Raw genomic sequence first — 15,255 nt, forward strand, 5'->3', positions numbered from 1 at the left:
GCATTCTACCAGCGCTGTTCAAACTTCTTGCGCAGGAAGACGGCAGTGCCGTTCATCATGATCAGAAAGGTCAACAGCACCATGATGGCAGCCGAGGTCCGCTCCACAAAGGCCCGTTCCGGCGAATCGGCCCAGAGATAGATCTGTACCGGCAGGACCGTGGCCGGATCGGTCAGTCCTCCGGGCACATCGACGATAAAGGCCACCATACCGATCATCAGCAGGGGCGCGGTTTCGCCCAGGGCCTGGGCCATGCCGATGATGGTACCGGTGAGCATCCCGGGCATGGCCAGCGGCAGGACATGGTGGCTGATGGTCTCCATCCGGGAGGCTCCGATCCCCAGGGCCGCCTCCCGGATCGAGGGAGGCACCGACTTTAAAGAGGCCCGACTGGCGATGATGATCGTGGGCAGGGTCATCAGGGTCAGCACCAGGCCGCCGACCAGGGGGGCGGAACGGGGCATGCCCAGGACATTGAGAAACACGGCCAGGCCAAGCAGACCGAAGACGATGGAAGGGACTGCGGCCAGGTTATTGATATTGACCTCGATACAGTCGGTCCAGCGATTGGAGGGGGCAAACTCCTCCAGATAGACCGCCGCTGCCACCCCAATGGGAAAGGAGAGCAGCAGGGTGACCAGCAGGGTGAAGAGGGAACCTGCCACCGCTCCCCTGATCCCGGAAAGTTCGGGTTCCCGCGAATCGCCGGCAGTGAAGAAGGTGGTGTTCCAGCCCAGTTTGAGGCGAGAGGCCGCCACCAACTCATCGATCCACCGAATCTGCTGATCAGAGACCCTCCGCTCGCTCTCGGGCACATCCCGGGGAATATAGCCCTTGAGGAGCATGTCCACCTCGTCATCGGCCGGCAGCGTGACCAGGCGGCGAGTGCCGATGAGGCTGGGGTCGGCCATCACCATGGCCTGGAGCTCAAAGGCGGCCCCGGAGCTGACCAGCTTGTAGAGGTGACGCAGGTCTCTGCGCTTTTCCACCTGGGGAAAGAATTCCCGGAGAGAACGCTTGATCAGAAGGGCATAGTTGGCATCACGCAGATTATCCACATCCAGGAGCTCCTGATCAAAGCTCACCTCCAGGCTCAACTCGGCCTGGCGAAAGGCGCTCCAGCCGTTGGCAATGATGGAGCCGAACAACAGCAGCAGAAAGAGGATACTGGTGGTCACGGCGGCCATTCCCAGGAAACGAAAGATCTTTTCCCGGCGGTGGCGTCTGGCCAGGCCGCGCTGGACCATCTCCATGGTAGATTTGTTTTGTCTGGTCATGATTGTTCTTCAGCTCTTGGTAAAAAAATCTGGCCAACAACATGTTTTCGTTGCCGGAACCCCAGCTTCATAAAAAAGATACGCGCTCACAGCTCTCATACCCGGGAGTGGCGTTGAGGATCTAGCTGCTTATTCGTACTCTTCGCGGTACTTGCGCACCACATAGAGGGCCACCACATTGAGACAGAGGGTAATCACAAAGAGGAGCAGGCCCAGGGCAAAGGCGGCCAGGGTCTTGGGACTGTCAAACTCCTGATCACCCACCAGCAGGGTGACGATCTGGACCGTCACCGTGGTCACGGCCTGGAGGGGATTGGCGGTCAGGTTGGCGGAGAGCCCGGCCGCCATCACCACGATCATGGTCTCGCCGATGGCCCGGGAGGCCGCCAGGAGGATGGAGCCGACAATCCCGGGCAGGGCCGCAGGCAGGATCACCGAGGTGATGGTCTCACTCTTGGTGGCCCCCAGGCCGTAGGAGCCCTCGCGCAGGGACTGGGGCACGGCATTGATCACATCATCGGAGAGCGAAGAGACAAAGGGGATAATCATCACCCCCATGACCAGGCCGGCGGCCAGGGCGCTCTCCGAAGAGACCGACAGCCCCAGGCTGACTCCGGCCTTACGCAGCAGGGGGGCGACGATCAGGGCGGCAAAGAAGCCATAGACCACCGTGGGCACCCCGGCCAGGATCTCCATCAGGGGTTTGACCATGGCCCTGGTCCGGCGGCCGGCATACTCGGAGAGATAGATGGCCGCCATCAGGCCGATGGGTACCGCCACCGACATGGCGATGGCAGATATCATCAGGGTACCGGCCAGCACAGGGATAGCTCCAAAGCTGCCCGAGCTGCCTGCCTGATCGGCCCTGAGGGCAATCTGGGGACTCCAGCGGGTGCCGAAGAGAAAGTCGGTCAAGGGGACCTGCTGGAAAAAGCGCAGGGCCTCGAACAGCACCGAGAGCACGATTCCAAGGGTCGTGACCACGGCGATGGTGGAGCAGAGGATCAGGCCCAGCTCGACAATCTTCTCCACCTGGTTTCTGGCCCGCATGGCCGGCCGGATCCTGGTGTAGACCAAGGCCCCGGAGATGATGGCTGCCGCCAGAATGGTCACGCCCATGGCCATGGTGCTGAGCCGCTCCATGGCCTGGTAGCGTTGGGCCGCCTTCTGCATCAGGGGATCAATATCTGTGGAAAAGACCTTGCCGCTGACCAGGTTGTGGAGATCACTGACCCGCAGCCGTAACTGGGCCGGATCCAGGGCCTCGCCGGCTGCGCTGATGGAGCCCATCACCAGGTTGGTCAGAATGGTATCAGCACAGCTCTGCCAGGCCGCAAAAATCAACAGGGAGGGGATAGCGCACCAGAGGGCCACAATCATCCCGTAGTAGCCGGGACGGGAATGCAACCTGGGCGAGCCGGCCTGACCGGCTACGGCGAGGGCCTTTTTTTTGCCCAGCCAGAAGGCAGAGGAAACGAGGATCAGGGTGGCTACGAGTAAAGGATTCAAGGACATGGGACATCTCTCACCGTGCAGGGAAAAGGGAAGTTTTCAATACCGTGTACCGTATCGTACTTTTATTAACCGTCGGTTCGGCCTCTGTTAGGTTTTGGTTAGCCCCCTTGCCCCCTGGCCGTGATTGCTCCTATGGTGCAGACTGGCTTCAACCCCGTCTGGGCTGATTCGGCTGCCCCGAGAGCCGCTATCCCTGCGACGCCAGCCTCTTTTTCAATGCCCGGCTTGCAAATTATGAGCTGGGAATTAAAATAATGAGTTCCACGACCACTTAGAGAAACGGAGATCACATGGGAAAATGCATAGGGGTGCTCACCGCCGGCGGCGACAGCCCCGGCCTGAATGCCGCCATCCGAGCCATCGCCAAGAGCGGTTTCAACCACTATGGGATGCGGGTGATCGGCTTCCGCGACGGTTTCCGCGGCCTGATGGAAAACCGGACCATGCAGTTGGAGGGCGACAACCTCTCCGGCCTGCTGACCCTGGGCGGGACCATCCTGGGCACCAGTCGGGATAAACCCCACAAGATGCCGGTGGGGTCGAAGATGCAGGATATGACCGAGGTGATGTTGGATAACTATCACCGCCACCACCTGGAGGCCCTGATCTGCATCGGCGGCGGCGGCACCCAGAAGAATGCGCTTCGTCTGGCCCATACCGGGATGAATATCGTCACCCTGCCCAAGACCATTGACAACGATGTGGCCTGTACCGACACCACCTTCGGCTTTGACACCGCCCTCTCCATCGCCACCGAGGCCATCGACCGACTCCACTCCACCGCCCACAGTCACCACCGGATCATCGTGGTCGAGATCATGGGCCACAACACCGGCTGGCTGGGGCTGGGGGCAGGGATGGCCAGCGGGGCAGATGTGATCCTGATCCCGGAGCTCCCCTATGATGTCTCGCTGGTGGCCGAGGCCATCCGAAGAAGACGCCACCGCGGCAAGAACTTCAGCATCGTTGCCGTCTCCGAGGGGGCCCTGTCCCAGGAAGACGCCAAGCTGCTGAACAAGTTGCAGACCAAAAAACGCAAGTTCAAGGAAAACGGTGACGAGGAACAGCAGAAGAAAGTTGCGGTTGCGCTGGCGGAACTCAAGGCCAACCAGAGCAACAACACCCTCCACCTCTCCAGGACCCTGGAAGAGCTCACCGGCCTGGAGAGCAGGGTAACCATCCTGGGCCATCTCCAGCGGGGCGGAACCCCTTCGGCAACGGATCGCATCCTGGCCACCCGGGTGGGCACTGCCAGCGTGGAGGCCATTGCCAAGGGCTGCTTCGGCTGCATGGTCGGGGTCCGGGGAGAATCCACCCAACTGATCCCCCTGGAAGAGGTGGCTGGCCAGCGCAAGACCATTCCCCTGGACCACCCCTGGATCCGGTCGGCCATCGAAACCGGCACCTGCCTGGGCTCCGGGATGGCTCTTTAGCCCCAAAAGGTCCCAAGGATCGCCGGCAGACCCATGGGGCGGGGAAGCCCCATGGACAGGGGCCCCCGGGCACAGACTCCCCTGGCCGGCCCGGTCAGGAGCGGCTGTTTAAGGATCAGAAAGTTCCCCGCTGCTGCGCACGATCTCTCCCTCCACCAGGTAGACCACCTCTTCGGCGATATTGGTGGCCCGATCTGCGATACGCTCCAGATGGCGGGCGATCAGATAGAGGTTGACCAGATCGGCGGCGTGCTCACCACCGCGATTCAACTCGCTGAGCACCGTGCCGTAGGCCCGGTTGCGCATCCGATCCACCTCTTCGTCCTTAAGAAAGATCCGCCTGGCCAACTCGGCATCTTCAGTCACCAGGGCATCCAGACTCATCTTGACCATCTCCAGCACCCGCTCTCCCATGGGCTGATAATCCAGGAAGGCCGAATGGTTGAACTCCTGCTCGATGTTCAGCACCCTCTTGGCAATGTTGACGGTCATGTCTGCCATCCGCTCCAGCTCGTTGTTGATCTTGATGATGGCCACCACCAGGCGCAGGTCCCTGGCCACCGGTTGATGGAGGGCCAGGATCTTCAGACACTCCTCCTCAACCAGGATCTCCATCTCATCCACTTCCCAGTCCGAGTTCACCAGGCCATGGGCCATGTCAGGGTCTCGACTCTCCAGGATGGAACAGGCCTTGCGTACCCGGTCCTCGACCAGTCCCCCCAACTCGAGGATCTTCTGTTTGAGATTATCTATTTCACGATGAAAATGCATATGTCTCCCCACGGCTGTGCTCCTTTCCTGATACAATGACAATAGTGGCGTTCATGCTGTTACTAGAACCGCTGACCGTTACCCGGACGTTAGCAAAAGATTAGGATCGTATTAGCAGGATCCTTTTTTCTTGCAACAATAACGACAGCAGGTAAGCTTCTCTATATTTTCAGTATAGTTTTGAGGAGATAAGGAGAACAAGGTGGACAAACCCCGTATTCTGGTGGTTGAAGACGACAGCGATATCCAGCAGCTGGTCAGTTACAACCTGATCAAATCCGGTTTTAACGTCAGTTGTGCCGACAGCGGTGAAGAGGCGCTGCAGATACTGGAACGGGAGCAGGTGGATGGTATGATCCTGGACCTGATGCTGCCGGGAAAAGATGGGATGGAAATCTGCGCCCAGATCAGGAAACAGGAGACGACCTCCACCCTGCCCATCATCATGCTCACGGCCAAGGGGGAAGAGGACGATATCGTCTCCGGCCTGGAACACGGTGCCGACGATTACGTCACCAAGCCATTCAGCCCCAGGGTCCTGCTGGCCAGACTGGAGGCGGTGTTGCGCCGAAAACCGGAACAACCCCAGGGCGGCCATGAACAGGAAGAGGGGATCATCAGCCTCCACTCCATGGAGATCCATCCGGGACGCCACGAGGTCCTGCTGGAGGGCGAACAGATCCACCTCACCATCACCGAGTTCACCATCCTCACCCTCCTGGCCAACCGACCGGGCTGGGTCTTTTCCCGACAACAGATCATCGACCATGTCCGGGGCTATGATTACATGATCACCCCCAGGGCCGTTGATGTCCAGATCTTCGGACTGCGCAAGAAACTCGGCCCCACCGGCAGCTGTATCGAGACCGTCCGGGGCATCGGCTACCGGCTCAAAGAGTAACTCCAGCCCCCGGGCCGGGGGAAGGCTTATCACCAGTCCATCTTTCACCCTACGATCTTTCATGAGAAAAACACGACTCTTCTGGCAAATCTACCCGGCGATCCTCCTCACCACCTTGGCCTCGGTGGTCATACTCGGCTGGTATGTGGCGGAAAACGGGCGCAGTTTCTACCTGGAGCAACTCCAGGCCGGTATCCGTTCCCGGGCCCTCCTGATTGAACCGATCATCGACCGGCTGGCCACCCAGGAAGACCAGGCGCTCCACAGTTATGTCCGCCAGAGCGGTCGACGGGCCGGTACCCGGATCACCCTGGTTGACAACCAGGGCACGGTGCTGGCCGACTCCGATGAAAATTACCTGGAGATGGACAACCATGCCCAGCGACCGGAGCTCAAGAAGGCCCTTGCCGGAGAAACTGGCTCAGCCATCCGCTTCAGCGCAACCCTGGGTCAATCCATGCTCTATGTGGCCATCCCCACCCGACTGGCCAACGGTAAGATCGCTGCCCTGCGGCTCTCGGTACCGGCAACGGTCTACGAAGATATCCTCCGCTCCATGCAACTCAAGTTTGGCCTCTTTGCCGTCGCTATCATGGCCCTGGCAGCCTTGCTGGCCGTCTACAGTGCCCGCCGGATCAGCCGCCCCCTGGAGATCATGCGCCAGGGGGCGGTACAGCTGACCAAGGGGCGCATCGATCAGCTGAGCCGCATCAGCAGCGACCGGATGTCCACCGAGATGGCCGGCCTGGCCGATACCCTCAACACCATGGCAGAGGAGATCAACCGCAGGGTCAAGATCATCATCCAGCAACGCAACGAACTGGAGGGGGTCTTTTCCGGAATGGCCGACGGGGTGGTGGCCATTGACAGGGATCAGAAGATCCTGCGGATGAACCAGGCGGCAACCACCCTCTTCTCCCTCTCTCCGGAGGCGGTCCAGGGAAAATCCGTTCAAGGGGTGATCCGCAACCCTCAACTCCTGGGCCTGATCAGCCAGGCCCTCCAGGATCACCTTCCCCTGGAGGAGGAGGTGATCCTCTTTGACGGCACTACCCCCCTGATCCTCCAGACCCATATCGTCCCCCTGGGGGATGCTGGCCAGCCCATGGGGATACTGGTGATCCTCCATGATCTGACCAAACTCAACCGCTTGGAAAACATCCGCCAGGACTTTGTGGCCAATGTCTCCCATGAACTCAAGACCCCCATCACCGCCATCAAGGGCTATGTGGAAACCCTGCTGGACGGCGCCCTGGACAACCGGGACGATGCCCAGCGCTTCCTGGGCATCGTCTCCAGACAGACCAGTCGGCTGGAGAGCATCATCGAGGACCTGCTGGCCCTCTCCAGGTTGGAAAACAAGGAGGAGAGTGGTGAGATCGAGCGCACCCTGCTCGCGGTGGGGCCGGTCCTGGAGGCCGCGGCCCAGACCTGTGCGGTCCAGGCCGAAGAAAAGGGCATCACCGTCAGGATCGACTCCGATGAACGGCTGACCGCTCCCATCAACCAAGCGCTGCTGGAGCAGGCCATGATCAACCTGCTCCAAAACGGCATCGCCTACAGCCCGCCCCAGTCCGTGATCACCCTCCGGGCCGCAGGCAAAGAGGAGATGGCTGGGGGCAGCCAGGTCCTGCTCAGTGTGATCGACCAGGGGGGCGGGATATCCCGGGAGCACCTGCCCAGGCTGTTTGAACGGTTCTACCGCTGCGACAAGGGCAGGAATAGAGAGAGCGGCGGCACCGGTCTGGGCTTGGCCATTGTCAAACATATTGCCCGGGCCCATCACGGCCGGGTGGAGGTGGTCAGCAGCCCGGAACAGGGCTCGACCTTTACCATCACCCTGCCGGCCACGCCGGGCCAGGAGGTCTGAGACCAGCCCCTGTCCATAGCAGCGGCGAGCAGCCGGTGGTGGATGGAGCAGGGTTACTATTTCAGGGTCTCGTAATGTTTGGCAGCAAAGGGAGGCATGAAGTTTGTGGTCAGATCCTGCAACTTATCAGGCAAGATTTTTACATCTTCAAAGCCAGCTGCCCGCAGATAGACAAATGCCATCACGGCACGGATGGAGCTGGCACAGAAGGTCGCGATGGTCTTGTCCCTGGGTAATTCAGCCAGACGCTCGGGTAACTCTGCAATGGGAATGTTATGCGCAAAGGAGAGCCCTACCAGCTCTGCCTCCTCCTTGGATCGCAGATCCAACATCATGACCTTGTCCTCTTTCTTCAGGGCAAGGAAGTCTTCCAGGGTGATGCGATAGGCACCACTTTCAAAATAGTCCAGTGTGCAAGAATGATAGAGATCATCTAACGATTTCATAAAAACGCTCCTTGTATTGTTCCTGTTCGCACAGTTTTTTTATAGGGTATCCTGAACGATGCAATTCTTCGATCAAGGCGCAAGGCGCGCAGGTACCCACTTGATACCTCAAGGATACACTTGAAAGGCAACGCCAAGGTTGACGAAAAAGCTTTTTTCTAGGTGGCTTTATTTAAGACGTATCCTTTAGATCTTAGCTGAAACCCCAGCTGCTCAGCCCGACGAACTCCCCTGGTGGGCAAAGCCAACCTGCCCAGGTTGCCCGGTGGTTATGTGCATTCGCACACAACCACTACTACAACCACAAGCTCCTCATTTAAAGTATAAAAAAATAAAAATACACTTCAGCCTCTCCTGCCGGACTCAGCAGCTGTCCCACCCATGAAACTATTGAGGAAGTGCAAGGGCCTTGCGGCGCCTTCACCGATTCCACGGATTATGGCGCCTCAAGAGAGGTGATTATATCGAGAATCAACTGGTATCATTGGCTCAACCTGTTAAGTATAACCATGAAACAATGAACAAATCCACGCCCCGATCTATCTCGGTAAGGCCATGAACCAGGGCCATTCCCAACCAGCGGGAGAGAAAAGATGACCATCAGTCGCAGACAATTTCTATCAAGCCTGGCTGCCACCTTTGCTGCCAGTGGACTCGGAATTACAGATCTCGGAACACTGTATGCTGCAACAGGCACATCAACCGGCAAGGGATACACCGATGCCCACTGCCACTTGGTTGATTTTTTACAGCAGACCCAGGGCATCAAGGCTCTCTTGCACCAGGCAGACCTGGCCGGGGTTGACCATATCCAGATCATGGGCCTGCCGGTTATCAAAAAATGGAACGCCGCCAACCGTCGCAGACCGAGATATTACCTCGAAAATACAGACCGTTGCTACTACTACACCCTCACAGACACCATTGTTGCCCGTCAGGTCCAATCCCTGTCCGAACAGGATCAGTCCCGGGTCCACCCCTTTATCTGCGGCTTCAACCCAACCGACAAAAACGGCGTGCACCATATTGAGCGGATGCTGGAATGGTTCCCTGGGATGTGGCAGGGAATAGGGGAACTGCTCCTCCACAGATCAGAATTGTCCATGCTCACAGAGGGAGAACAGGCCAGAGCCAACCATCCATCCCTGTTCCCGGTCTACGAGCTGGCTGGCCGGGAGAACCTACCGGTCCAGATTCACAGTGATGCAGGGAGCAAGGGACTGCAGGAACCTATCTATCTCTATGAGATGGAAGAGGCTGTAGCCTCCTTTCCCAAGGTGCGGTTTATCTGGTGCCATGCCGGCTATAACAGGCAGCTGGTTATCCCTTCCATCGTCGACGACCTGACCCGCCTTGTGGAAAGCTATGACAATCTCTGGATTGATCTATCCTGGGGGGTATTTGAAGAGTGGGTCTGTCCGGAAAAGCAGATGAGCGAAGCCTGGAAGACCTTGTTAACAGGCCATCCCCAACGATTTTTTATCGGCTCGGACAAAATTGGCAACTTTGACCAATATGGAGCAGCCATCCGAAAATATGACCTGCTCTTCAGCCAGTTGCCGCCGCTAGTCGCCGGGCAGATAGCCAGGACCAACTTCTTGGACCTGATAAACCTAAGCACTGAAGCCAGAGGATAACCAGACTCATTCATTTCAGGAAAACAGCCTTTTCCGCTCCTGACCATGGTCTAAAGGGAAGTGATGAGTCAAGCTCTGTCCCCTTATCCCCGATCCCGATCTCAGCCAACCCAAACCAGAGGAACTTCAGCCATGCAGGCACCACAAACACGATCCGTCCAGATTCCGCTTCTCAAATCATATCCCGGCAGGACCACCAGAGGCACACTCCATGGAGCTGGTGAGCAGGCTGTCATCTTTTCCAACATGGATACCGATCAGCAGATGGAGTGGGAGCCGATCATTGCCGCCCTGCGGCCAAAAGGCTACCAGCTCCTCAGCTATAACTACCTCCAGTATGAGGAAGAGCAGTCAAGGGTTCTTGAAGACGCGATTGCATTCATGGGATCTGCGGGTGCAGCGAGAATCATCCTTATCGGGGCGAGCAGGGGCGGGGTCGCCTCTGTCAAGGTCGCAGCACAGGCGGTGAAAAACGACGATATCGTCGGCCTTGCAGCCCTTTCCGCCCCCATCGAACATGATGGAAGCGTCTTTTACGCCTCTGAGGAGTTGCGCACGATAGCTATCCCAACACTCCTGATCAACTCCGAATCAGATGAGGGGGCCGGGGACAGCCGCACCATGTATGAACTGTTCAGCGAACCGAAAGAGCTCCTCTTCTATCCCGGTGATGCCCACGGCACCGAACTTTTTGCGGCAAACCGCTCATCACTGGTGGAGAAACTGAAGAGCTTCATCGAGTCTGTCTTTGCCGGCTGTTAGCCAGAACAGCGCGCCGGCAACAGCGCTGCACCCGGCTGCAGGGGGTTCCGCCCCACGACATCCCTGCGCAGTTGTATCCCTATGCAAAGATCAAAAAAAAGGAGGAGTATCGTGACCAAGGTGTTTCCAGGCCCTATTTCAAACCTGCCTGAGGCAGATATCCCGATTAAGGGGCTAACCGCCCATCTTTCCCAGGCTGCTGATCACCAAATTCTCTTCATGCAGTTTGACAGGGATGTTGCCTTGCCGGAACATGAACATTCGGCTCAAGTCGGGATAGTCGTAGAGGGGAAAATTGAGCTGGTCATTGGTAAGGAAAAGCATTCCTTTACCAAGGGCGATCGATACTACATCCCGGAAGGTGTACCACATTCCGGAAAGATATATGCAGGCTATGCAGATATAACCTTTTTCGCTGAACCAGCCCGCTACCCAACAAAATAAACAGGCTGGCCACTTTGAGCTGAGCTGCTCACCTCAAGCCGGCCCCTGAAGAGAACAGACCACAGCGCCTCTTGGCCCGGCATAGCATGGGGACCAGGGAGCCGCTGGAAAGCTGCCCCCTGGCGCCTGATGTAGAGGCGATCTTTACCGCTCTCTTAAGGCGGCGAGCACCTTCTCCGGCCGGGCCGGGAGCTCGGTAATGCGGACCCCGCAGGCCTGGGCAATACCATTGATGACCGCGGCATGGGGGGTGGTCAAGGGCAGTTCGCCCACACCCGAGGCGCCGAAGGGCCCCTCGGTACGTGGCGTTTCTATATAGATCAACTCCATATCGTCGGGAATCTGCTTGATATAGGGAAAGCCGGCGCCGGGCATGGTGGCGTGCTTTTTGATATCTTCAAAATCTTCAAACAGGGCCATACCGATGCCCTGGGCAATACCACCGTACATCTGGCCATCCACGACCAGCCGGTTACCCACGGTGCCGACATCTGCCACCAGGGTCATCTTTTCCACCTGGGTTACCCCGGTCTCCAGGGTTACCGCGACCTCTGCCATGAACAAACCATACATGTAGAAGACAAAGGGCTTGCCCTGGCTATGCTCGTCACAGGCCTCGGCAGGGATGGTCCAGGAGCCGCTGTAACGGAGGGCGATCCCCTCTTCCACCATCTGGGCGTAGCTGCGGAAGCTTCCGTCCGGGTTAGCCATGGCTGCGAGCAGCTTCTCGCAGGCATCGATGATGGCCCGGCCGATGATGACCTGGGAACGACTGCCGCCGGCCGGACCGCCGTCCGGGCAACGGCTGGTATCGTTTAAGACCAGGCGGATCTCTTCGGGGGCGAGCCGAAGCGGTCGCAGGGCCTCGTGGGCGGTGCAGGTCACCCCGCTGTCCGCGCCCTGGCCATGATCCTCCCAGGTGGTGTAGAGGGTCACGCTGTTGTCTTTGTTCAACTCGATATCTGCCGAGCCGTGGTCAGGACCATCCAGTCCGGCACAAAGCACCCCGATGGCTACCCCGACCCCCCGTTTCACCGCAGGGGTCGAGTTATCTGCCGCCTGCTGCTGGGCCTTCTTATAGAGGGGCCGGAGGGTGTCGATCATTTCAGGCAAAGAGTAGACCTCCGGTTCCTGGCCGGTGGGGGTGGTGGATCCTTGGCGGTAGACATTGAGATAGCGTAACTCAAGGGGATCCATCCCGATCTTTTCAGCCAGCTCGTCCATGAGCACCTCTGAGCCGAATTCCCCCTCAGGGGCACCGAAACCACGGAAGGCTGCACCCCAGCCGTGGTTGGTGGCGACACAGCGACCAAGCCCCTGGATGCTGGGGATATGGTAGCCTGCACCGATGAACTGGGCCCCGCGCAGGGTCAAGAGGTCGCCAAATTCCGAGTAGGGACCGTGATCGACCGTCCAGTCACTTTCCAGGGCAAGGAGCTTGCCGGAGGCATCGGCGGCCAACCTGAGATGGGAAAACCAGGGCGAACGCTTGCCCGTATAGACCTGCTGCTGGCTATAGTCGTAACAGAGGGCCACCGAACACCCGGTGACCAGGGCGGCCACCCCGAGCAGGGCCTCCATGGTGGGGTTAAACTTGTAACCAAAGGTCCCGCCGGCTGGATTCTGCACCAGCACCAGCCTGTCCGGATCGATACCGATGCCGGGAGCGATCATGGCGTGATGGAGGTAGAGGCCGACCGACTTGGAGTGGACCACCAGACGCTCCTGGTCGTCAAAGTAGGCAAAACCGACATCAGGCTCGATGGGCATATGGGGCTGACGCTGGGTGTAAAACTTATCTTCGACCACGACCGGGGCATTGGCGATGATCTCGGCCGTGCTCCCGCCCTTCTTGACACTCTGCTCAAAGTAGACATTCGGCGTACCGGGATGGATCTCCATGGCGTTTTCCGCCATGGCCTCCGGGGCACTCAGGTAGGCTGGGAGTTGTTCAAGCTCTACCCTGACCTTGGCTGCGGCCGCCCGGGCATTGGCCTCGCTGTCAGCACAGACGATGGCGATGGCATCGCCGTACTGGAAGACCTTCTCGTCGCAGAGGATGGGGCGATCCCAGCCATCCCCCTTGTTGGTGGGGAAGGTGATCAGGCCGGTAATCCGATTTTTCCCCGGGACGTCTGCATGGGTCACCACCCGGACCACGCCGGGCATCTTCTCGGCCTCTGAGGTGTCGAGGGCCACAATCTTGGCGTGGGAGACCTCTGCCTGCACCAGGGCCAGCTGCAGGGTGTCTTCGGGCATCTTGAGGATCTTGTCTGCACCGAAATCCGTCATCCCGGTAACCCTGGCCACTGCTGAGGGTTTGGGATAGCGGGTTCCCCAGATACGCTGATCCTCCGGCAACTCCCAGGACAGGGCCTTGATATCCCTGTCGCCGCGAAGTACCGCAGCCGCATCCATGACCGCATCGGTGAGCTGTTTGTAACCGGTGCAGCGACAGGCATTTCTGTGTTTCTGAAACCAGTCGCGGACATCTTCACGGCTGGGTGCGGGATTGCTCTCCAGGAGGGCCTTGGCAGAGACAATAAAGCCGGGGGTGCAAAAGCCGCACTGGACGCCGCCGTGGAGGATCCAGGCCAACTGCAATGGGTGCAGATTGTCCGGGGTACCGACCCCTTCGATGGTGGTAATGGCGGCATAGGGCTTGAGCCGTTTGAACCTGTATGAACAGGAGCGAATGAGCTTGCCGTCAACAATCACGTTGCAGGCACCGCAATGGCCGGTATCACAACCCACCTTGGTGCCGGTGAGCGACAGGCCCTTACGCAAGATATCGGCAAGGGTCGTCTCTGCCGCGGCAAGGACATCTCTGGCAACGCCGTTTACAATCAAGGTCTTACTTTCCATAGCGCAACTCCTTCAGCTTAATCTGAGTATTTGATATGGTGCAGTATAGAGGGCGTGGGAAGAAGAACAATGGGAATGACTAGGGGGGATAGTGGTAGGGAGGCCTACCACTCCTCCAGGGAAAGCAGGTAGGTCTGCAGGTTGACCTGCTTGTTGCTGATAGCCAGTTTCTTGCGGATATTTTTGCGATGAAAGTTGATGGCGTTGATGGATATCCCCAGCTGGTCGGCAATTTCCTTGGTCTTTAATCCGGACTTGATCAAGATGGCGACCTGAAACTCCTGCGGAGTAAAGGAGACATGCATCAGTCGGCCATGGGAAAGCAGGGACGAACCACAGCCTTCAAGATTTTCCTGGAGCTTCTCCAGGAGAAACTGCTGGCTGCTGCTCAGTTCCGTCTGCCTCAGCTGTTCAATGTAGGGTGTGGTCAAGCGCTTGAGATTGCTGGTGATAGTGGCCTGAATATTTACAGGAAAGGCCTCCTCCTGCTCGGCTATGACGTCCTGCTCCTCCTGCTGGGAGGGGGCAGCCTGCTCACCGGGCACCCCCACGGACGGGGAGGCGTCGTCCAGTTGAAAACGCTTGAGGGCGTGGCCAAAAAGCAGACCAATCTGGCAGACATTTTCCAAATCCCGGTCATCATAGTCGCGGCTCGCATTGGCCAGACTGATTTGCGCACAGGGCTCATCCTTTACCACCACAGGAACCGACAGGAAGCGTTCAATGGCAACATGATCCGCCGGCAGGCCTGTTGAGGCAGGATGCTCCTCAGGTGCGTTGCTGTAAAACGGGGTGCGGGTATTGAGGGCATGGCCCCAAAGCGTTGGATACTCACCGGACGGGCTGAGCGGAAAGACAATGCCGCCCCTGCCCGGAGGCATGCGGCAGGAATCACCGATCATGCCGGTGAGGGTATGACAGATATTGTTCCTGGTCAGAGGGTCAATAACCGAGGCATAGCCGATGGTGCTTGCGGTTACTTTTTTGGCATAATTCAAGACGATATTGGCAATACCGGTCGTCGAATAGCCCGAGGTGATCAGAGAGTAGGAAAGGTCGGAGACAATCCGTTCTGCATTCAGGTCGTTGGAATCCATGTCAAGCTATCCCCCCGGGGCCGCTGAGAGCTGATTATCCGTATCGATGCACACCAATGGAGAAAAAATGCACACCTCTAACAGGACAGGATATTCCTTGTCAACAGCCTTCGCACTCTCGCCAAAAAGCTCTATCCGCAATCGATCCAGGGTCGCGGGAGGTGTCTACAGGTTGCGGCCAGGAGTCCGGAACAATCCAGAACAAGGGCTTTCCACGCAAGCTGCTGAAATATTTAC

General features: G+C 58.3%; 12 protein-coding genes. 6 read left to right on the top strand and 6 right to left on the bottom strand.

Annotated features, from left to right (window positions below):
* Window positions 1–5: 5 nt before the first annotated feature.
* Window positions 6–1,277 carry a phosphate ABC transporter permease PstA gene (gene pstA, locus G494_RS0107100; RefSeq protein ID WP_028583978.1) on the bottom strand — a complete coding sequence of 424 codons (1,272 nt, stop codon included), beginning with the start codon at window positions 1,275–1,277 and terminating at the stop codon, window positions 6–8.
* 129 nt (window positions 1,278–1,406) lie between these two features.
* Window positions 1,407–2,792 carry a phosphate ABC transporter permease subunit PstC gene (gene pstC, locus G494_RS0107105; protein ID WP_028583979.1) on the bottom strand — a complete coding sequence of 462 codons (1,386 nt, stop codon included), beginning with the start codon at window positions 2,790–2,792 and terminating at the stop codon, window positions 1,407–1,409.
* 290 nt (window positions 2,793–3,082) lie between these two features.
* On the opposite strand from pstC, the gene G494_RS0107110 reads away from it, so the two are divergent.
* The gene (locus G494_RS0107110) at window positions 3,083–4,225 is read left to right on the top strand and encodes a 6-phosphofructokinase (protein ID WP_028583980.1); all 1,143 of its coding nucleotides are present in this window, start codon (window positions 3,083–3,085) and stop codon (window positions 4,223–4,225) included.
* Between the two features lie 108 nt (window positions 4,226–4,333).
* Here the strand turns inward: G494_RS0107110 and phoU are convergent, their stop codons facing one another.
* Window positions 4,334–4,996, bottom strand: a complete 663-nt coding sequence (phoU, locus tag G494_RS0107115) for a phosphate signaling complex protein PhoU (RefSeq protein WP_035245746.1) — start codon at window positions 4,994–4,996, stop codon at window positions 4,334–4,336.
* A gap of 202 nt (window positions 4,997–5,198) precedes the next feature.
* Here phoU and G494_RS0107120 point away from each other — a divergent pair, with 202 nt between their 5' ends.
* Window positions 5,199–5,897 carry a response regulator transcription factor gene (locus G494_RS0107120; protein WP_028583982.1) on the top strand — a complete coding sequence of 233 codons (699 nt, stop codon included), beginning with the start codon at window positions 5,199–5,201 and terminating at the stop codon, window positions 5,895–5,897.
* A gap of 61 nt (window positions 5,898–5,958) precedes the next feature.
* Window positions 5,959–7,767: an ATP-binding protein gene (locus G494_RS0107125; protein WP_028583983.1), complete on the top strand. Its 1,809-nt coding sequence runs from the start codon at window positions 5,959–5,961 to the stop codon at window positions 7,765–7,767.
* Window positions 7,768–7,823: 56 nt separating this feature from the next.
* Here the strand turns inward: G494_RS0107125 and G494_RS22335 are convergent, their stop codons facing one another.
* A complete protein-coding gene (locus tag G494_RS22335) occupies window positions 7,824–8,213 on the bottom strand; it encodes a rhodanese-like domain-containing protein (protein ID WP_051305474.1) in 390 nt (129 codons plus the stop codon).
* A gap of 593 nt (window positions 8,214–8,806) precedes the next feature.
* On the opposite strand from G494_RS22335, the gene G494_RS0107135 reads away from it, so the two are divergent.
* The 3 genes from G494_RS0107135 to G494_RS0107145 all read left to right on the top strand — a co-directional run bounded on the left by G494_RS0107135 (window position 8,807) and on the right by G494_RS0107145 (window position 11,056).
* Window positions 8,807–9,850, top strand: a complete 1,044-nt coding sequence (locus tag G494_RS0107135; RefSeq protein ID WP_028583984.1) for an amidohydrolase family protein — start codon at window positions 8,807–8,809, stop codon at window positions 9,848–9,850.
* Between the two features lie 132 nt (window positions 9,851–9,982).
* The gene (locus G494_RS0107140) at window positions 9,983–10,612 is read left to right on the top strand and encodes an alpha/beta hydrolase (protein ID WP_028583985.1); all 630 of its coding nucleotides are present in this window, start codon (window positions 9,983–9,985) and stop codon (window positions 10,610–10,612) included.
* Between the two features lie 111 nt (window positions 10,613–10,723).
* Window positions 10,724–11,056, top strand: a complete 333-nt coding sequence (locus G494_RS0107145; RefSeq protein ID WP_028583986.1) for a cupin domain-containing protein — start codon at window positions 10,724–10,726, stop codon at window positions 11,054–11,056.
* 144 nt (window positions 11,057–11,200) lie between these two features.
* Here G494_RS0107145 and G494_RS0107150 read toward each other — a convergent pair whose 3' ends face one another.
* Window positions 11,201–13,921 (bottom strand): molybdopterin-dependent aldehyde oxidoreductase, encoded by a 2,721-nt coding sequence (locus tag G494_RS0107150; protein WP_028583987.1) that lies wholly within the window; start codon window positions 13,919–13,921, stop codon window positions 11,201–11,203.
* Window positions 13,922–14,025: 104 nt separating this feature from the next.
* A complete protein-coding gene (locus G494_RS25235; RefSeq protein WP_051305475.1) occupies window positions 14,026–15,018 on the bottom strand; it encodes a GAF domain-containing protein in 993 nt (330 codons plus the stop codon).
* Window positions 15,019–15,255: the final 237 nt, after the last annotated feature.

It is taken from the genome of Desulfogranum mediterraneum DSM 13871 (assembly GCF_000429965.1).
GTDB classification, from domain to species: domain Bacteria; phylum Desulfobacterota; class Desulfobulbia; order Desulfobulbales; family Desulfobulbaceae; genus Desulfogranum; species Desulfogranum mediterraneum.

Coding starts and splice junctions, on each gene's coding strand:
- G494_RS0107135 (WP_028583984.1), top strand. CDS start 8,807: ATGACCATCAGTCGCAGACAATTTCTATCAAGCCTGGCTGCCACCTTT.
- G494_RS0107150 (WP_028583987.1), bottom strand. CDS start 13,921: ATGGAAAGTAAGACCTTGATTGTAAACGGCGTTGCCAGAGATGTCCTT.
- pstC (WP_028583979.1), bottom strand. CDS start 2,792: ATGTCCTTGAATCCTTTACTCGTAGCCACCCTGATCCTCGTTTCCTCT.
- G494_RS0107125 (WP_028583983.1), top strand. CDS start 5,959: ATGAGAAAAACACGACTCTTCTGGCAAATCTACCCGGCGATCCTCCTC.
- G494_RS25235 (WP_051305475.1), bottom strand. CDS start 15,018: ATGGATTCCAACGACCTGAATGCAGAACGGATTGTCTCCGACCTTTCC.
- pstA (WP_028583978.1), bottom strand. CDS start 1,277: ATGACCAGACAAAACAAATCTACCATGGAGATGGTCCAGCGCGGCCTG.
- G494_RS0107110 (WP_028583980.1), top strand. CDS start 3,083: ATGGGAAAATGCATAGGGGTGCTCACCGCCGGCGGCGACAGCCCCGGC.
- G494_RS0107140 (WP_028583985.1), top strand. CDS start 9,983: ATGCAGGCACCACAAACACGATCCGTCCAGATTCCGCTTCTCAAATCA.
- phoU (WP_035245746.1), bottom strand. CDS start 4,996: ATGCATTTTCATCGTGAAATAGATAATCTCAAACAGAAGATCCTCGAG.
- G494_RS22335 (WP_051305474.1), bottom strand. CDS start 8,213: ATGAAATCGTTAGATGATCTCTATCATTCTTGCACACTGGACTATTTT.